General features: G+C 62.5%; 16 protein-coding genes. 8 read left to right on the forward strand and 8 right to left on the reverse strand.

Translation table 11 applies throughout. The features are described from left to right. Positions 1-3 precede the first annotated feature (3 nt). The 3 genes from AC11W3_RS10850 to AC11W3_RS10860 all read left to right on the forward strand — a co-directional run bounded on the left by AC11W3_RS10850 (position 4) and on the right by AC11W3_RS10860 (position 1,344). Complete coding sequence (locus AC11W3_RS10850; RefSeq protein WP_484093009.1) at positions 4-117, forward strand: diguanylate cyclase domain-containing protein; 114 nt, start codon at positions 4-6, stop codon at positions 115-117. A 230-nt stretch (positions 118-347) separates the two neighbouring features. Then, a complete protein-coding gene (locus AC11W3_RS10855) occupies positions 348-491 on the forward strand; it encodes a hypothetical protein (RefSeq protein ID WP_484090363.1) in 144 nt (47 codons plus the stop codon). A 397-nt stretch (positions 492-888) separates the two neighbouring features. After that, entirely contained in the window at positions 889-1,344 is a 456-nt protein-coding gene (locus AC11W3_RS10860) for a hypothetical protein (RefSeq protein ID WP_484090362.1), read from the forward strand. A gap of 68 nt (positions 1,345-1,412) precedes the next feature. On the opposite strand, the gene AC11W3_RS10865 is transcribed toward AC11W3_RS10860, so the two are convergent. From AC11W3_RS10865 to AC11W3_RS10885, 5 genes are all read right to left on the reverse strand, one after another. Beyond that, a complete protein-coding gene (locus AC11W3_RS10865; RefSeq protein ID WP_484090361.1) occupies positions 1,413-2,033 on the reverse strand; it encodes a LexA family protein in 621 nt (206 codons plus the stop codon). Between the two features lie 177 nt (positions 2,034-2,210). Further along, complete coding sequence (locus AC11W3_RS10870) at positions 2,211-6,611, reverse strand: efflux RND transporter permease subunit (protein WP_484090360.1); 4,401 nt, start codon at positions 6,609-6,611, stop codon at positions 2,211-2,213. Further along, positions 6,608-7,753 carry an efflux RND transporter periplasmic adaptor subunit gene (locus AC11W3_RS10875; RefSeq protein WP_484093005.1) on the reverse strand — a complete coding sequence of 382 codons (1,146 nt, stop codon included), beginning with the start codon at positions 7,751-7,753 and terminating at the stop codon, positions 6,608-6,610. Before AC11W3_RS10875 ends, AC11W3_RS10870 begins: the two co-directional genes overlap by 4 nt. Before the next feature lie 94 nt (positions 7,754-7,847). Continuing rightward, positions 7,848-8,456, reverse strand: a complete 609-nt coding sequence (locus AC11W3_RS10880; protein ID WP_484090358.1) for a TetR/AcrR family transcriptional regulator — start codon at positions 8,454-8,456, stop codon at positions 7,848-7,850. 508 nt (positions 8,457-8,964) lie between these two features. Next, entirely contained in the window at positions 8,965-10,593 is a 1,629-nt protein-coding gene (locus AC11W3_RS10885; RefSeq protein ID WP_484090357.1) for a methyl-accepting chemotaxis protein, read from the reverse strand. 337 nt (positions 10,594-10,930) lie between these two features. On the opposite strand from AC11W3_RS10885, the gene def reads away from it, so the two are divergent. The 5 genes from def (at position 10,931) to AC11W3_RS10910 (ending at position 15,327) form a co-directional block, all read left to right on the forward strand. Beyond that, a complete protein-coding gene (gene def / locus AC11W3_RS10890) occupies positions 10,931-11,449 on the forward strand; it encodes a peptide deformylase (RefSeq protein ID WP_484090356.1) in 519 nt (172 codons plus the stop codon). Then, a complete protein-coding gene (gene fmt / locus AC11W3_RS10895; protein WP_484090355.1) occupies positions 11,446-12,399 on the forward strand; it encodes a methionyl-tRNA formyltransferase in 954 nt (317 codons plus the stop codon). Before def ends, fmt begins: the two co-directional genes overlap by 4 nt. Before the next feature lie 43 nt (positions 12,400-12,442). Next, on the forward strand, positions 12,443-13,156 hold the full coding sequence (locus AC11W3_RS10900; protein ID WP_484090450.1) for a DUF116 domain-containing protein: 714 nt from the start codon (positions 12,443-12,445) through the stop codon (positions 13,154-13,156). A gap of 20 nt (positions 13,157-13,176) precedes the next feature. Continuing rightward, on the forward strand, positions 13,177-14,259 hold the full coding sequence (locus tag AC11W3_RS10905) for a polysaccharide deacetylase family protein (RefSeq protein WP_484090354.1): 1,083 nt from the start codon (positions 13,177-13,179) through the stop codon (positions 14,257-14,259). Positions 14,260-14,454: 195 nt separating this feature from the next. Beyond that, positions 14,455-15,327, forward strand: coding sequence for an NlpC/P60 family protein (locus tag AC11W3_RS10910; RefSeq protein WP_484093006.1), 873 nt, complete (start codon positions 14,455-14,457; stop codon positions 15,325-15,327). Here AC11W3_RS10910 and AC11W3_RS10915 read toward each other — a convergent pair. From AC11W3_RS10915 to merA, 3 genes are all read right to left on the reverse strand, one after another. Then, on the reverse strand, positions 15,284-16,342 hold the full coding sequence (locus AC11W3_RS10915; protein WP_484093007.1) for an HD-GYP domain-containing protein: 1,059 nt from the start codon (positions 16,340-16,342) through the stop codon (positions 15,284-15,286). The genes AC11W3_RS10910 and AC11W3_RS10915 overlap by 44 nt on opposite strands. A 117-nt stretch (positions 16,343-16,459) precedes the next feature. Continuing rightward, on the reverse strand, positions 16,460-17,266 hold the full coding sequence (locus tag AC11W3_RS10920; protein WP_484090351.1) for a hypothetical protein: 807 nt from the start codon (positions 17,264-17,266) through the stop codon (positions 16,460-16,462). A gap of 276 nt (positions 17,267-17,542) precedes the next feature. Next, positions 17,543-18,888: mercury(II) reductase (gene merA / locus AC11W3_RS10925; protein WP_484093008.1), on the reverse strand; the 1,346-nt coding region annotated here is incomplete at its 5' end.

The raw sequence follows: 18,888 nt of genomic DNA on the forward strand, positions 1-18,888 counted from the left end.
AGCATCGGCGTCGCCGCCTCGGGAGAACAGCTTCGCACCCCCGGCGAGGTCATCAAGGCCGCCGACAAGGCTCTTTACCGGGCCAAGCAGCGGGGGCGCAACCAGATCGCCGGCTGAAAATGGTGAATGGTGAATGGTGAATGGTGAATGGTGAATGGTGAATGGTGAATGGTGAATGGTGAATCTGATAACTCCGGATTCAATCTAGCCGTCAAAAATCCAAAGCTGTCAAATCACCCGGCAGCTGCGGTTCAGTACCCGGGTTTGGCGTCTGATCAGACTTCGATCCGAATTTTATCCCGCGCGAAAATGCCTAACCGAATTCCGCGCCGTACAAGGAGCGCCTGATGTTACTCTTCAAGATCCTGGCCGTCATCTTTGCCCTTTTCATCGTCCTCTTCGTTGCCATCGTGGTGGAGGAGAGCTTCCTCGGCGGCCGCCGCAGACGACAGCTCGAGCGGGAGGCGCGGGAGGCGCAGCAGAAGCCGTAGGTCGTCTCTCCCCTTCCCCTGCCGATGAAATCCTCTCGGCACTTCCCTTACGGGAAAATGCTCCCTCAGCAGTGACGCAGCCTGGACTACAAAAGCCGTAGCTTCAGGCTTTCTTTTGAGAGTTCAGGTACTCTCGGATTTTCTCCGTGTCTCCGTGGCTGATGGTTTTGCCCTGGACCCGTACCTGGGCTCCAAAAGCTTGACAGCTTGTCATTAATTGGGGTAGTTTAGCCTAATTTAATGCCAGCTTCTTGCCGACCAGCGTCTGTCCAGCAATCGCCGCCCTTTACCGTTGTCGCTGCCATTAAACATGCGCGGATATCATGAGAGCTAGGAAATGAAGGGCGGCTTGGTTTGTCTGCGTCCGTCGTGTCGCAATGATAACAGCGAGGAAGATATGTTAGTCCAGGGCTCCCTGATGCACGTTGGTGAATCGCTCACTTCCGACCGGTTCCTGAAATTCCTGGCCGATGAGGCTCCGGCCGGGCATTACTTCATAGCGCAGCCTCCGCCTGGAATCATCATGACCGCGGCCATCGACTGGAGGATCATCGTCCCGGATTCGGCGGCTGTCGATGCCCTGGCAGCGGCGCTGTGGAAGGGGTACGACCTCCTGGTGAAGCCCCTGCATGGCGATGCCATCGGGCGTGCGCCGCAGATCTTCATCAAGATGAAGAACTTCAAGGGGGAGTACGATCAGTTCATTATTGGCAAGGATTTGACGAAGAAGGAAGGGCTTGTTCACAGGATGAAGGAGACGACTGCCATCCTGCTGACGAAGAACCAGGAGTCCGCGTCGAGGCAGGAACTGGAGAAGACCGCTGCTTCGGATTACTGGCTGAAGGTTTCCTGAACGGACTCAAAGATGGCGACCCGATCGGGTTGCCGGCCTAGCGGCCCGCAGCGCCGCCGAAGGCTTTTTCAGATCTTCACCTTGCGCCAGACATCGATCACGGTGCCGATGTTCCGCGTGCCGTCGTCGGGGCGGAAGGGGGCGTAGGCAGGATTGTCGGGCGCAAGATAAACCTCCTCGTCCTTGAGGCGGAACCTCCTCAGGATCGGCTCCCCCCACCGGTTGTTCACCAGGATTATATCCCCGCTCTTTTTCTCGGCATCGGGCCGGAAGATCACCAGGTCGCCGTCCTTGATGGTCGGTGCCATGAAATCCCCGTAACAGACAATGGCGTAGCACCCCTCGGGAAGGTTGGGGACCGAAACGTAGCCCCGCACCTCGACGCCGGAATGCGGGAAGTGTTCGGGGATGACATCGAGCAGTGGCGCCAGGCTTCCCACCGGGGGAGCGGCGTTACTTGCCTTGAAAGGCTCGCCGTTGCCGTGCTTCAACCAGCCGGGATTGATGCCGTGGGTATGGGAGAGGGCGATGAGCAGTGTGTCGGAGGGGCGCTTTCGGCCGGTCTCGATGCCGCTCAGGAATCCCTGCACGATCCCCAGCGAGGCCGCGAACTGTTTCTGGGTCAGACCCAGGGACTGGCGGGCCTTCCTGATGCGCGTTCCGGTTTCCGCTTGATATTCCTCCGGCATTAAATATCCCCTAGAAATAATCTGCTCTCGCTGGAATCCGAGGCCGCGGCGGGTGGATCCTCGATGACTCCATGAGATGTCAGGACGTTACCAGTTTTCCGGCGCAGGCGCAACAGGAAATTGCTGGGAGATATATTCGGCATTCAAGAAATTTCACGGGGCCCGGTGCAGGCTGTCTCAGGGAAGCTTCTGACTCTCGCCCAGAATGCCGGTGGACCAGGCGAGGTTCACCAGGGAGACCTGGTAATCGCGGCGGGCCTGGGCCAGGTTGCTCTTCGCCTGCACCAGGTTGGTCTCGGCGTCCTCCACCTCGAGCCTGGTCTTCACCCCCAGCTCGTACCCCTGCTCCGCCATGGAGAGGAGCCGCTCCGCCTGTTTCACCGTCCCCGAAAGCGCCCGCAGGATCTCCTCCGACTCCGACACCCCGTACCCCGCGTCCCTGACCTGCAGCGAGACCGAATCGAGCTGCTGCGACTCGTCGAGTTCCCTGGTCCGAAGATCGCTCTTTGCCTGCTCCACCTTCCCCTTGGTCCTGAATCCGTCGAAAAAGGGAAAGGTCAGGAAGATGCCGACGTCGTAGGCCCCGCCGCCCCAGGTCTTGCCGGCGGCGTGCAACTGGTGGTAGCCGCCTCCCCCCCTGAGGTCGATCTGCGGCTTGTTCTCGGCCGAGGAGATATGAAGAAGCTCCCGTGCTATCCCCACCCGGTGCCGCAGGTCGGAGAGCTCGGGGCGCATCCGGCGCGCCGTGGCCATCGACTCCTCGAAAGGGGGAAGGGGGACGGGATTGGCCTCCAGCACCCCGGCCACCTCGATCTCCCCCGGGTCCAGGGCGAGGATCAGCCGCAGCCGCTCCTTCGTCGTCCTGATGGCGTTCTCCCTGCGGATCAGCTCGGGCCGGGCGTTCTCCACCGCGACCTGGGCTGCCAGCACGTCGTAATCGGTCGCCACCCCGGCCGCCAGCCGCTTCTGGGCCTCCGCCAGGTGCCGCTGCTTCTGCTGGAGGTTGGCCAGCGCCAGCGCCCGCAGCTCCCTGGCCAAAAGCACGTCATAGAAGGCCACCGTCACGTCCCGGCGCGCGGCCTGCTGGGAAAGGCGCAGCTGGTCTTCGGCGGTCTTCAGTCCCTCGGCTGCCCCGCGGATGGCGGCGCCGATCTTCCCCCAGCTGAAGAGTGTCTGCGAGACCCGCAGGTCCACCACCCGGGTCTGGGTGGTGGAGATTCCCCCCATCAGGGCGCTCTGGCTGTAGTCGGTCAGGTAGGCGGCGGAGCCGTTCAGCGAGAGGGAGGGGAGGGCGGCGGCGCGCTCCTCCAGGTATTTCCCCTGCACGAACTGGGCGTAGGCCCGCGCCTTCTGGATGTCCCGGTTCTGCTCCATGGCGATGTCGAGGGCGCCGTCGAGGGTCAAGGTCTTAACGGCTGCGGCACGCGAGACGCCGGGGGCGAGGACCATGGCAAGGGAGAGTCCGAGGACAAGGAGGAGGGAAGCGTGCCTCTCCTTCCCCTTCCACCTGTGCTTCATCCAGGCCGCGAGGTCGTCGAGCACCGTGTACATGACCGGCACCACCAGCAGGGTCAGCACCGTCGACGTCAGGAGTCCTCCCACCACGGCGCGGGCCATGGGCGCCCGCATCTCGGCGCCACTGCCGAGGGCGAAGAAGAGCGGCATCATCCCGAAGATCATGGCCAGCGTGGTCATCACGATCGGGCGCAGCCTGGTGCGTCCGGCCTCCACCACGGCCTCGAAACGGGGGAGACCCCGCTTCTGCAGGACCTTGGCGTAGTCGACCAGCAGGATGGCGTTCTTGGTGACCAGTCCCATCAGCATGATGAGGCCGATCAGCGACATGATGTTGACCGTGTCGCCGGTGAGTTTCAGCATCCCCGCCATCCCCACGATGGAGAGCGGGAGCGAGAGCATGATGGCCATGGGCTCCAGGAACGATTCGAACTGGGCGGCGAGGATGAGATAGACGAAGACGATGGCTATCACCAGCGACTCGGCCATGTATCCGAAAGACTCGGCCATGTCCTCGGCCTCGCCGGAGAAGCCGACCGAATAGCCGGGCTGCATCGGCACCCTGGCGGCGGCCTCCTTGACCTTGGCCACCGCGGTTCCGATGGGGAGGTCGTCCAGGTTGGCGCTGATGGTCACCAGCCGGGAGAGGTCGCGGCGGTTGATCTCGGAGGGGGTGTTGCTCACCTCGTACCTGGTCAGGTTCGCCAGCGGCACCAGCGCGGTCTGCCCCCCTTTGGCCACGGCGAGCTTCAGGTTCCGCACCTGCCCCGGATCGCGGCGAAGTGCTTCCGGCAGCCTCACCCGCACGTCGACCGCGTCCCCGTCCTCGTCCTCGTAGGTCGATACCGCCTCGCCGCCGACCAGCCTGGAGACGGTGGAGGCGATGTCGTTGGTGTTGACGCCGGCATCCTGGGCGCGCTCCCGATCGACCGTCATCCGGTATTCCGGGATGTCGTGGTCGAGCGTCACCTCCAGGTCGACGATGCCGGGAATCTGGTAGATCTCCTTCTTCAGCGCCGCCGCATAGCGCTTGAGGGTGGCGATATCCTCGCCCTTCAGGTTCACCTGCAGCGGCTTTTGAGCGCTTCCCACGTCCCCTACCCGCTCGATGGAGGTGGTGATGCCGGGAATCCTGGCGAGCCTCTTCCGGAACTCCTGCTGGACTTGATCCTGGCTCCGCTTTCTTCGCCCCTTCTCCCTGAGCTTCACGTAGAGCGACCCGTCCCGCACCGTTCCGCTGTCTCCCGCTCCGATCGAGGCGTAGGTGTGCTCGATCTCGGGGATGCTGGAGACCTCGGCCAGGATCGCCTTCAGCCGGTCGGAGCTTTCGGCGATGCTGGCGTCGGGGGCGGTCTTGAAGGCCACCTGGAACTCCCCCTTGTCCTCATTGGTCATGAAGGAGGACTCGAGGGTGCCGAAGATGGCGATCCCGGCGATGAAGGAGCCGAAGGCCAGGCCGAGCACGGTCTTTCTGTGGCCAAGCGACCAGGTGATGGCCTTCTTGTAGGAATCGGCCCAGGCGTCGAAGCGGTCGTTGAAGTGGTCCAGCCAGCGGGCGAGCCCCTTCCTCTTTCCCTTGAGTGCTATGGCGGGGTCGTGCCAGCGCGAGGAGAGCATGGGATCGAGGGTGAAGGAGACGAAGAGCGAGACCAGCACCGCGAAGGCGACGGTCATGCCGAACTGGAAGAAGAAGCGCCCCACGATGCCGCGCATGAAGGCGACCGGGACGAAGACGGCGATGATCGACATCGAGGTGGCGAAGACGGCGAGGCCGATCTCGGAGGTGCCGGTCCGCGAGGCCGTCATGTGGTCCTGGCCGTGCTCAAGGTGGCGGACGATGTTCTCCCTGACCACGATGGCGTCATCGATCAAAAGCCCGATGGCCAGAGAGAGCGCCATCAGGGTCATCACGTTCAGGGTCATCCCCATGGCGTTCATGATGATGAAGGAGGATATGACCGAGATGGGGAGGGTGAGCCCGGTGATCACGGTGGAGCGCCAGGAGTTGATGAAGCAGAAGACGATCAGCACGGTGAGGAGGCCGCCGATCAGCATGGTCTCCTTGACGTCGGCCAGCGACTCCCTGGTCGGTATGGATGCGTCACGGACTATGGAGAGCTCGACACCGGCCGGGAGCTCATTCTGGAGCTTCTCGACGCTCTTTCTCACCCCGTCGACCACCTCGACCATGTTGGCGCCGGACTGCTTGAGGATGTCGAGCGCCACCGCCGGCTCCCCGTTGATGAGGGCCAGCGAGCGCTGTTCCTTGGCGCCGTCGGAGACCTCGGCCACCTCCGAGAGGGTGATGCCGCGCCCTCCACGCTGGGCGATGACCATGTTGCGGAAGCCTTCGACCCGGTCGGGTTTCCCGGAGATCCTGATGGGGTACTCGTTGCCGCCGTGGGTGAGGCGCCCAAGAGGTGTGTTGACGTTCTCGCTCTTGAGACCTGCCACGATGGTGTCGATGCCGATACCGAGCGCCTCCAGCCGGGTCGGGTCGATGGTCACCAGGACCTCGCGCTTGGCCGAGCCGACCATGTCGACCTTGCCGACGCCGGAGACATTCTCCAGGCGGCGCTTGATCTTCTTCTCGACCAGCGTGGTCAGTTCCCTGGCTGTCAGTCCCTTCCCCTTGACGGCCAGGGAGGCCACCGGCAGGGCGTTGAAGTCGAGTTTCTGGATGATGGGGTCCTCGACCGAGGTGGGGAGGTTTCCCCTGATGCCGTTGATCTTGGCTCGGGCCTCCTGCGAGACCTCGTTGATCTTCTCTTCCAGGCGGAATTCGACCACCACCGTCGAGACCCCCTCGCGGGAGTAGGACATCACGTGCTTCACGCCGGCGATCTGGTTGACCGCCTCCTCGACCTTCTTCGAGACCTCGCGCTCGATACTCTCCGGGGAGGCGCCCGGGAGCTTGGTCACGATCGAGATCACCGGGATCTCGACGCTCGGGAACATCTCCACGGAGAGTCGGCGGTAGGAGAAGATGCCCAGCGTCACCAGTGCCAGCATCAGCACCGCCGCGAAGACCGGTCGTTTTATGGAAAGATCGGAGAGAATCATTTCCTGGCCACCTGCACCTTGTCGCCGTCCTTCAGGTTGAACCCGCCCCGGCTGACCACCTGCTCACCCGCCTTGAGGCCCGAGGCGATTTCCACCTGCTCCCCCGAGAGCGCTCCCGTCGCCACCTCGCGCTTGCGCGCCAGCCCGTTTTCCACGACGTACAGCGTCGCTCTGCGTTTTTCCAGATCGAGGGCGGCCAGGACCCCGCGCGGGACCAGGACGACCCCCTTCCTGGAGCCGGTCAGGATCCTCCCCTTGGCAAAGAGCCCGCCTTTGAGCTGTTCCGGCACGTTTGGCACCTCGGCGATGACCTTGAGCGAGCGGTCGACTTCATCGACCGTGGGGTTTATGAACATGACTTTTCCGGTGAAGGTCTTCCCCGGAACACCGTCGGTCTGGAATTCGAGCGGCTGCCCCATCTTGATCGCCGCCATCTGCGAGGAGGGGACGGTGACCGTGAGGTTCATGAGACGGTTGTCGACGATCTTGAAGATCGGCTTGGCCGCGGCCCCGTCACTGGTGAGGGAGCCGATATTGACGTCCTTGAGAGCCACCACCCCGTCGATCGGTGAGCGGACCATGCCCTTGGAGAGCCGGGCCCTGACCTGCATCAGCTCCTCTTCGCCGGCCCTGATCTGTGCCCTGGCCGCCTCGATCCTGGCCTTGGCCGCCTCGCTTTCGGAGAGCGCGTCGTCGACCGACTGCTGGGTGGCAAGCCCGGCCTCCTTGAGCTTCAGGACCCGCTGCCTTTCGCGCTCGCTACGCTCCGCGGCCACCCGCACCTGCAGCATGGATGCCTTGGCGCTCTCGATGTTGGCCTCGGCCCTCTTCACCAGGGCCTCGGTCTCGGCCAGGCTGATGCGTGCCAGAGGCTGCCCCTTGCGGACCCGCACCCATTCCGTGACGTAGAGCTCTTTCACCAGCCCCGGAATCTCCGTCTTAACCTCCGCCTCGACCTTGGGAGCCAGGGCGCCGGTTACCTCGACACCATCGACCAGGTCGCTGCCGGTCACCGTCATGACCTCGACCGCCACCTGGGGGGGGCCGGCGGCAGGTTTGGCGTCACTTTTAGTGGAGCACCCGCTCCCGGTTGCCAGCAGCAGGCATGCTGCCATGGAGACCAATCCCCTCTTGACGTGCATCTTCACTCCTCCAGAGTCTTGCCGGTATTTTCTCGATTCAACGCCGCCGATGCCACGATTGGATCGGCGGCTAAACGCGAAGCTTGCATAGCCGTCACCGCGGTGAAGCAACTCCTCCCATCAGCAGCCGGAGCATCCTCACCATGGTCTCGCCATCGGGCTTGTCTTCCCTGCGGGAGAGCTGCTCATTGATGGTCGAAGAGAGAATGGCTATAATGGCCCTGGCCACGTCATCGACCATCTTCTCCCTGAACTCGCCCCCCTCAACCCCGGCGGCAACCATCTGCCGGACCACCTCCATCATCCTGAAGAAGAAGACCTCCAGGTCGTAATGCGGAGCGCCCTGCGGCGGCCCGTAGTAGATGGCGTACATCAGGCGGACCAGCGGGAGCTTCTGCAGGGAGATCGCCAGGATCTGGCTGCAGAAGTGGATCACCTTTTCCTCGGCCGTGCCGTCGAGGGCCACGATGTCGGCAGCCACTGCCTCGAAGGTATGGTAGGAACTCTCCATGAGCTCGAGGTAGATTCCCTCCTTGTTGCCGAAGTAGTAGTAAAGGACCGGCTTGGTGACCCCGGCTGCCTGGACTATTTCCCTCACCGACGCTGCGGCATAACCCTTCACGTTGAAAAGGGTGAGGGCGGCGTTGAGAAGCCTCTCCCTCGCCCCGGCTTCCGGCTCCTTCTTCGTGGCTGCAGCAGTCATTGTTGTCCCCTGAAACGGTGAACCCGTGCTGTGTCTTCTCTGCCGGGAGCGTTTACTGAACGGTAAGTACAATAAGCTGAGCCCGCTGTCAATACCCTATTTACCGATCGGTACATCGCGCGGCGGCGCGGGCCCCTCGCGCACTGACAGCGAGACCCACCCGGTGCAGGAACAGCCCGCGGGAGCGGCGTCCCCGCCGCGGATCGGGATCAGCTCGCGGCCGGTGTGGCCCCTCTCCCGGGGGGCGATTGAGGCGCTGGCGGTTGCCCGGTCCGGGCAGGGGGAAGCGGAGGGGGGAGGGAGAAAGGCGGAGGGGTGGATCAGCTGAGGCCGGGGATGCCCGTGACGAGACATCCCCGGCCTGGCTGGCTATATTATTTCTTCCCTTTGAACTCTTGCCTGAGCTGGAACATCTTCATGGCTTGCAGTCGACATCAATACTTTCGGCAGCAGTCATGATTCGGAAGAACGACGGCCGGTGCAGTGGGGCAATGATCGGAGTGTGACTTCAGTAGCACTCGAATGCATCGTCGGAGGTTCCCATCTGCAGCGCCACGCTTGCGCCGGCTTTGGTCACGGGGTGAGCGTGGGCCGGGACTACTTTTCTCGGTGAAACTGTTTTGGCAGCAGGCCTGGCGGAGCTGCCTTTGACGACCTTGAAAAAGCTGATGGTGTTCTGTAGCTGCGCGGACTGGGAGGAAAGTTCCTCAGCTGTCGCGGACATCTCCTCCGCGGCGGAAGCATTCTGCTGGATCACCTTGTCGAGCTGCTGTATCGCCTTGTTGATTTGCTCCGCGCCGGAGTCCTGCTCACTGCAGGCTGCCGAGATCTCCTGCACCAGTTCGGCGGTACGCTGGATGTCGGGAAGCATCCGGTCCAGCATGGCCCCTGCCTCCTCGGCGATGTGGACGCTGGAGGAGGAGAGTTCAGATATCTCCGCGGCAGCCTTCTGGGAGCGCTCGGCCAGTTTTCTCACCTCGCTGGCCACGACAGCGAATCCCTTGCCGTGCTCACCGGCGCGCGCCGCCTCTATGGCCGCATTCAGGGCAAGGAGGTTTGTCTGCCTTGCGATCTCTTCAATTATCGATATCTTCCCGGCAATCTCCTTCATGGCATGAACCGTCTGGGCGACGGCCTTGCCTCCATCCTGGGCGTCGGCCGCGGATTTGAGGGCGATCTTCTCAGTCTGCAGGGCGTGGTCTGCGTTCTGCTTGATGTTGGACGTCATCTGTTCCATCGAGGCCGATGCCTCCTCCGCGGACGCCGCCTGCTCGCTGGCCCCCTGTGAGAGCTCCTCTGAACTCGATGACATCTGCTGGCTTCCCGCCGCCACGTTGTCGGAGGCGGCCTTGACGTCGTTGACCACCCCGGAAAGCCTGGTCGCCATCTGCTCCATTGCCGTCAGAAGCTGGCCCACCTCGTCCTGGCCCTGCTGGCCGATAGTAACCGTGAGGTCACCGTCGGCAATGCGGTTGGCCGTCTCCAGGCACACCGCCAGCGGTTTCCGGATGCTGCGGGTAATGAAGAAACTGAGCAGTGCCACCGCAGTAAGGGTCAGCAGCGAGATCGCTACGCTGATATTGAGGACGTGGCTTTTACTGGCTGCCGCGTCGGCGGCACCCTTCTTGGAGAGTTCCTCGTTGTGGCGCATATGCGCTTCCATCTGGTCCCCTCCCTTTTTTGCCAACTGAGTATTCTTGACCAGTTGGTCACGGGCTTCCGCATTCTTGTTGGCGCGGGATAGTTCCAGCACGTGTTCATTGGCCTTGAAATACGCCTCAAAGACGGCACGGTCTTCCGCCAGTAGGTTTTTGTCCTTCTCGTCGGAGAGGAGCCGTTCGTAATCCTTGAACTCTTTCTCCACGTCGGCGCGATATTGCTGGATACCGGTTTCTATCTCGGCCATCTTGCCGGCATCGGTGTTAAGGACGTGTTGGGAGGTGAGGTCGACAATGGAGTCGAAATGATCGTTGATTCTTGCCATGGTCAGAATGCTCGGCACGCTGTTGACGTTGCCGTAGTTGGCGGCTTCATAAAGCTTGCTCGTTTGCCACAAGGTGATGCCGACAAGAAGCACGATGCCCAGCATGGAGGAAAGGGTCAGCAACAACATTTTTCTGGTGATGGTAAGAATCATCGTTTTCTTCCTTTTTGTTCCGTCTTTTTAGTTGATCTTCGCCGAATTCCGAACCTGTTCCTCTGCGGGACATGCGGAAACCGGTTGTGTATTCTACAGCAGTGGATGTGCCAATATTGCGGTGCTACTGAATTCGGAGGGTTACGTGGCAAGGGGTAGGGAGCGCTGTCCCCTATGAGGACAGGTTGGGACATACAGGGACACAGCGGAGCGTTAGGTGGTGGTTGATCGGGGGTACGTCATCGCGCAGCAGCCTTGACTCATGAGGAATGGATTGATTTTTTGAGTGCAAATTTATATAGTGTCGTGATAGCTTTCACGCCAAAAGGACGGGCTTATGGTACGTACTATTCTGACTTATCCGGACCCGGAGCTGAAGAAGCGCTGCAATCCGGTTACCGTTATCACCGAAAAGACCCGCGAGCTGGTGCACGACATGGCGCAGACCATGTACGCCGCCCCCGGTGTCGGGCTTGCCGCTCCCCAGATCGGGGTGCACCAGCGGGTCGTCGTGATCGACGTCTCCACCAAGGAGGATTCGCCGGAGCTGATCGTGGCGATCAACCCGGAGATCATCCACGGCGAGGGGGAATCGTTCGAGGAGGAGGGCTGCCTCTCCATCCCCAAGTTCTCCGCCAACGTCAGGAGGCACGCCCGCGTGGTGGTGAAGGCCCTCAACCTCGACGGCGAGGAGATCGTCTACCGCGCCGAGGACCTGCTGGCCATAGCCTTCCAGCACGAGATCGACCACCTGGACGGTATCCTTTTCATCGACCACCTCTCGCCACTCAAAAAGGGTATTTTCCGCAAGCGCTACCAGCGCACCCTGGAAGAGAACAAGGAGCTCAATAAATGACAGGGATGCGCATCATCTTCATGGGAACCCCCGAGTTCGCCTGCCCCACCTTAAGAACCCTCATCGAGAGGGGAGAGGAGGTGGTGGCCGTCGTGACCCAGCCGGACCGCCCGAAGGGGAGGGGACAGCAGACGCTCCCTCCTCCGGTGAAGGTCCTGGCCCAGGAGCACGGCATCCCGGTGATGCAACCCGTGAAGGTGCGCCATCCGGAATCGATAGAGGAGATCAGGGCGCTCAGCCCGGACCTGATCGTGGTGGTGGCTTTCGGGCAGATCCTGCCCAAGGCGCTGCTCGACATCCCGAAGCATGGCTGCATCAACGTCCACGCCTCGCTCCTGCCGCGCTATCGCGGTGCCGCTCCGCTGAACTGGTGCATCATCAACGGGGAGACCGAGACCGGTGTCACCACGATGATGATGGACGTGGGCCTCGACACCGGGGACATGCTCCTCAAGAAGAGTACCCCGATCGATCCTGACGAGGACACGAGCACCCTGCATGACCGCCTCTCCAGGATCGGCGCCGAACTGCTCGGCGAGACCCTGGACGAACTGGCGGCCGGCCGCCTCGCGCCGGAGAAGCAGGATGATGCCCTCACCTGCTACGCCCCGATGCTCAAGAAGGAGGACGGCCTTATCGACTGGGGCAAGGATGCGGACAGCATCAAGAACCTGGTCCGCGGCATGACCCCATGGCCCGGCGCCTACAGCCATATCGAAGACAAGCTCCTCAAGGTGTACCGTGTCGAGACCGCAACCGGGAAAGGCGCCCCCGGCGAAGTCCTGAAGGCCGGCCGCGATGGCATCGAAGTCGCCTGCGCCAACGGGAGCATCATCATTTCTGAACTGCAGCTGGAGGGGAAGAAGCGCCTTCCCGCCGCCGATTTCGTGGCGGGCTGCAAGCTTGAGCCGGGACTGGTCCTGGGGAAAAAGGGGTCGGAACTTGCCTGATAGCGAACACAAACCTCCCCAGAAGAGGCTCTTCGTGGCCCTCATGGGGGTCACCTGCATCCTGGTGGTCGGCCTCATCTACCTAGGCTGGTATATCCCCACCAAGGGTCTGGCCAACATCCATCCCGATCTGCCGCGCTGGGCCGGCATGGTCTTTGGCGTTCTCTCCGGCATCGCCCTCTTCGGGACGGCGCTGCTGGTGCTGACCACCGCGCTGGGCAAGGACATCCTCTTCACCAAGTTCATGAGGGGAGTGGTGATCAAGTTCCTCCTGCCGCTCATCGAGCAGATCGGTCGGCTCTGCGGGATCTCCAAGGACACCATCAGGCAGTCCTTCGTGGCCATGAACAACAGCCTGGTCATCTCGCAGCGGCTGAGGATAAACCCGGACCGGATCCTGATCCTGCTCCCGCACTGCCTGCAGCTTTCCGACTGCGAAATCAAGGTGACCGGCGACATCAACAAGTGCGTGCGTTGCGGCCGGTGCAACATCATGGGCCTGGCCAGGCTCGGCGAGAAGTACCACATCGACATCTCCGTGGCCACCGGCGGCACCCTAGCCCGCAAGGTCATTATCGAGAAGCGCCCGAAGCTGGTGCTGGCCGTGGCCTGCGAACGTGACCTCACCTCCGGTATCAAGGACTGCTACCCTCTGCCGGTGATCGGCGTCCTCAATGACCGCCCCTACGGCCCCTGCTTCAACACCCAGGTCGACGTCGACAAGATCGAGTCGGCGCTCATTTCGGTGCTGACCTAGCGCGTCAGGCGGCGACTCCCATGAAATCGTTGGAACCTTTACCTAGCCCAAATCCCCCCCGGCCCCCCTTTTTCAAGGGGGGAGTTCCGGGGGTCCGCTTTTTCAAGGGGGGAGCTCCGGGGGTCCGCTTCGCACAGGGGAGAGCGGCACGTTCCCGTTTCGCGAAGGGGCGATGGTTCCCCTCCCGTTACCTCCTTCCCCTTCTGCTGCTTCTGCTCATTCCCCAACTCTGTCAAGCTGCCCGGATCTCCGACTACCGCATCATCCGTCAGGCGGTGATCGACACCGCGGGAAGGTTGCGGATAGCCATCAGGAGCTTCAATCAGGATGGAGTGCCGCATCTTCTGGTTGTGGATCCTGCTTCTCTGGAAAGCTTCGATCTTCCCGCCTCAGATCTCCGACTCGCCGGCCCAGCGGCTGATGCCGCCGTCGGCTCCACTTCTTACCTGAAGGCGGTGGAGAAACACACCGCGGCTCCCTTCCCGCTGCAAAACGACGGTGCCACCCGGGCCGAGACGGCGGCTGACGGGGTCTTCCTCACGGTGGACCTCTGCCCGTCGAGGCGCCGCTTTGAACGGGAGCTGTTCGAGGCGTCGGAGGCGGTGGGGCAGGGTGCCCCGGTCCCCGTTGCCGTGGCGGTGACAGGTCTCTGGCTGGAGAAGCACCCGGAAGAGGTCGCTTATCTGAAGAAAGAGGTGGCAGCCGGGCGGTTGGCAATCACCTGGGTCAATCACTCCTACGATCACCCTTACGAGCCGAAGGTTCCGCTGGAGCGGAATTTCCTCCTCTCTCCCGGGACCGACTTTCTGCGAGAGGTGCTGGAGCTCGAGCAAAGGCTCCTTGCCCAGGGCCTGATTCCTTCCCCCTTCTTCCGCTTTCCGGGACTCGTTTCGGACCGGGAGGAAATGAAGCGTCTGCGCGAGCTTTCCCTGATCCCCATCGGCAGTGACGCCTGGTTGGCCAAGGGGGAGTCTCCTTCCAAGGGGAGCTTCATCCTGGTGCACGGAAATGGCAACGAGCCGAAAGGGGTGAAGCTCCTCCTGCCGATGCTCAGAAAACAGGAGCTGCGCCTGCTGCCGCTGGCTTCCGCCTTCCGCGATTAATCCGCTCCCGGAGGGAGACGCTCCAAAGGCATTCAACAGGGATGGACAGGATGAACAGGATAAAGGCATTACCTGAAATCCCTGGGGGTAAGGGAAAAGGTTTTGGTGCGCTTGTTATATCCTGTCTATCCTGTATATCCCTGTTAACCGTCTTCAGGGTCTTGACCAAGACAGCTTTCCATCGGAGGTAGAAACATGAGGGCTATAAAGCTCTTCTCACTCCTTCTGCTCCTTCCCATCTCTCCCGCTCTGGCCTCTGCCCATCAAGCCGCTTCCCGCTATGCGACAGCCATTTCCCCCGCGCCGGTCCTCAATACGCCCGATTTCCCCCGTGTGTTCAGCGGTGCCGTTCCCCTTGACCCGTGCAAGGGGGTGCGGCCGGTCGAGTTCGTCGCGCTGAGGGGAACTCTTTTCAGAATCGAGGGGGAGCAAGAGATCGGCGGGGTTACGGTCTACCGGGTCACCACCAACGATTACCCGTATCCCGCGAGAAGAGGATACTTCGTCGATGCCAGGTTCGTGAAGCTGGTTGAGGGGGAGCCCAAGGAGCGCGCGAGGGCCTTGCCGCCGCTCTCCGAGATACAGCAAAGGCTCCTGGCGGCAGTCGGGAAGCCTTATGTCTGGGGGGGGAATGTCAAGGAGGGAGTGCCGCTTTTGAGGGAGCTTTATCCACGGGGGGACGGGCTGGCGGGTGTGGACTGCTCCGGGCTTCTCTACGAGGCCACTGACGGATTCACTGCGAGAAACACCTCTGCCCTCACCTCGTTCGGAAAGGGGGTCCCGGTTGCGGGGCTCTCAGCCGAGAGACTCGCACAGAAGCTTCAACCGCTCGACCTGATCGTCTGGAAAGGACACGTGATGATCGTCCTGGACAAAGATTCGATCATCCAGAGCACCATGGGGTGCAGGGGCGTTGGGGGGGTACACATCTCTGCGCTGAGGGAGACCCTTGCTCAGCTGATGAAGACCAAGAAGCCGGTGGATCAGTACCCGGTGGCCAGCGCCTGGGCGAGGAGCTTCGTGGTCAGACGGTGGTTAACGGAGCAAGCTCCGCCTGTAGACAGGTAGAGGAAATGGTGGCCTCCTTTTCGGCGGCCATCAGGTCGTTACGGGGGAGCAACTCCTCGCTGGTCGGCAGCGGGCCGTCGGGGACCACATCCAGGAAGATGCGGACTATCTCAGGGTCAAGCGCCTCCCCGCTCAGCTCCCTGATCATCTCCCGCGCCTCCCGCAGGGGATACCCCTTCCGATAGGGGCGGTCCATGGTCAGGGCGTCGTAGACGTCGGCCACGGAAACGATGCGTGTCTCCAGGGGGATCTCCTCCCCCTTAAGCCCCTCCGGGTACCCATCACCGTCGTAGCGCTCGTGATGATGCCTGATGATGTTTCTGGCCACCTCCGAGAGATGTGCCTTCTCCGCGACATCCGCCCCCCAGAAAGTGTGCATCTTCATGGTCGCGAATTCATTATCCGAAAGCTGGCCGGTGCCGTTGAGGATGAATTCGGATACCCCGATCTTCCCGCAGTCGTGCAGCCAGCTCCCATACTTTATCTGGCGCTGGGTCTCCTTCGGGATCCGCATGGCGTCGGCGATCATCAGCGCATAGACGGCCACCCGGTCGCAGTGCCCCTTGGTGCTGGGATCCTTCAGTTCTATGGTCTGGGCCAGCGAGCGGAGCACCGATTCATCCTCGCGCCGCATGGTCTGGATCATCCGGTAGCGCCGCAGCCCCTCCTTCACCACCTCGAGAATCTCCTCGTTTTTCCACGGTTTCAGGAGGTACCGGAAAACTTCAGAGGTGTTGATGGCGGCCAGCGCCGTCGGCAGGTCGACGTAGGCGGAAATGAGTACCTTGACCGTGTCGGGGGAGATGTTTCTAAGCCTTGATAGGAAATCGAGGCCCGTCATGCCGGGCATCTGGTTGTCGGAGACCACCACCGCGATCTCGTGGTCCTTGAAAAGCTCCAGTGCCTCCTCGGCATCCGAGGCGGTCAGGACGGAAACCCCCCTGGAAAGGAAGAGGTCCCTTGAATAGCGAAGTATGAGCCTGTCGTCATCTACGAAAAGAATCTCTGCTGCCATGGATCACCCCTCGCCAGTCGCAGGACACCGTTAGGGGCTCCTGCGAAGACTGCCGCCACCCGACTCCAACTCCCTGCGGATAATAGGCTCTCATGAGTGGCTTGTCAATTTGAAATATTAGGGGCGTCTTTTTTTCCATTCCTCTCGCACGGCCGCGAGTTGTCTCGGGTCGAGCGCCCTGGACGAAAGGAGGACTTCCACGTCGCGGTCGGGCAGGGAGGGGAGGAAGAGGGTGAACCATATGGCGGGGGTCTTGCGGTTGCGCAGCATGGCGAAACGGAGGTCGGGGCGACTTCCCCAGCGGGGGTGGCGGGCGACGGCCGAGATGGTTTCCGCAGTCGCTGCAGGGGAGCCGAGGAAGGCATGCACCCCTCCTTCCTTCAACCGCGGATTGCCGAGCACGGCCTCGACCAGGCGCGGTTGCCCCTCCTTCAGGAGCGCGGCCAGGATTCCGGGGGACCCGCGGCGGGCGAGGGTGATCTTGTTGCCGAGCTCGGTCTCCGGAAGGCGTTTCAGGATGGCGCGCTCGGCCGCCAGCTTCAGGTCCTGATGGGTGCCGGGAAGCTGCATGAGCCCTACCAGCTCGAAGAGGAAGAGTTGCGGAAGTAGCGTGGAGAGGACGGCGGCCGGGGTGTCGGGATGGGCCGCGAAGGCCATCTTTACCCGCCTGCTCCGGCCCAGCAGGGGGTGCCGCTGAAGAGCCCTGCTGACCTGTTCCGAGAGCGTCCGGCGCTTCAACATGGCCAGCAGGTGTTCCTCGGTGAGGTGAGGGTTCTTCAGCGTGTTGCGGAGCACCTCGGGGTCAGGGTCCTGTATCAGGTCGGAGAGCTCCTCCGCGCCGCCAGTCAGCGCCAGCCGGAGCCTCGCGGCCCTGGCCGGATCGAGCCCTCCCGGCTCAATGGTTTTAGAGGTTGTAGGGGGCAACTAGGCACTCCACGGCTAAAGGCGTTCAACGGGGATGAAGAGGATCAACGCGGGTATAAACAAAAATCACCCGGTTGTCAAAACCTTCGGACGATTCAGTCACGGGGGCACGGAGATCACCGTGGCAAACACGGCGTGACGAGAGAGCTGGAAAGGGGAAGACTGTCGGAGCCCGGGCCGGGAGAGCAGGAGGGCCACCGGGGATAGAGGATGGGCTCTATCTGATCGGGGTCAGTGGTTTCGATGTTTCCGTGACGCCTGAGTGGCCGGCGGGTTTTACTCGGCGCAGCAGGAGAGGCGCTCGATGTCGCGACGGAAGGCCTGGGCGCAGAGCCTCAGTCCCTCCCCCATGGAGGGGTAGACATGCAGCGTCTCGGCCAGTTGCCCGACCGTCATTCCCATCCGCAGAGCCAGCGCCGCCTCGTTGATGATGTCCGCACCCCGGTGCAGGCAGAGATGCACGCCGAGGATCCTCCCGCTTCCCCCTTCGGCCACGATCTTGATCGCCCCCCTGAGTTCCCCGGTGACGTGAGCCTTGGGGATGGTGGAAGCCGCGATGGTGTGACACTCGACCTCGAAGCCTGCCCGCCGCGCCGCTTCCTCGGCATAGCCTACCGTCGCGACTTCGGGGTCGGTGAAGATGGCCATCGGTATGCTCTGGTAGTCCATGGCGCAGCGGCACCCCTCGTCCAGCATGTTATCGACGGCCGCGATACCTTCGCGCGCCCCCTTGGTGGCTATCTGGCTCCCGCCCACCACGTCCCCGGCGGCCCAGATCCCGGCCGCGGTAGTCCTTAGTTCACGGTCCACCTTGATGAAGCCCCGCTCGTCGACCTCCACTCCGGCCTTTTCAAGACCGATCCCCTCGGTCGCGGGAGCGGTGCCGACCGCGACCAGGAGCTGCTGAGACAGGAAGCTCCGCGGCTCTCCCTTCACCTGCGCCTCGACCAGGATCATCCCTTCGTGCATGGCGACCGAGCAGACGGTCGCTCCGGTTATCACCTGCATCCCTTCCGCCAGGAGCGCATCCTGCAGCGCCAGCGCCGGTTCCTGCTCCACGGCAGGGAGAAGCCTCGGGCCGTGCTCCAGGACCGTGATCCTGACCCCCAGCCGCAGGAACATCTGGCCGAGTTCCAGCGCGATCACCCCGCCACCGACGATGGTGAGCGAGGCGGGGAGCTCCCTCAGGAGGAGCGCGCTCTTGCTGGTCAGAAAGGGGGTCTGGTCCAGCCCCGCTATGGGGGGGACCCGGGGAAAGCCCCCGGTGGCGATGAGGAACCTGTTGCCCTTGAGGACCTTGTCCCCCGCCTGGAGGGTGTCGGGAGCGAGGAAGACGGCGCTGCCACGGATCAGGGTGAGCCCCGGTACTTTTTCCAGGACGTCGAGGTACTTGCTCTTGCGTAGTTCGTCCACCACCTGGTACTTGTGGTCGTCCAGGGTGTGGAAGTCGACGGCTCCCGAGCGGGTGCCGAGTCCGAGCCTCGCCCCGAGTTCGGCCTGATGCCGGAAGAGGGCGGAGTGGATCAGGGTCTTGCTGGGGATGCATCCCCAGTTGATGCAGGTCCCGCCCAGCATGCTCTTTTCGATCATTATCGGGCGCGCCCCCTTGGCCTGCGCACGCA

This window comes from Geomonas sp. (assembly GCF_056994735.1).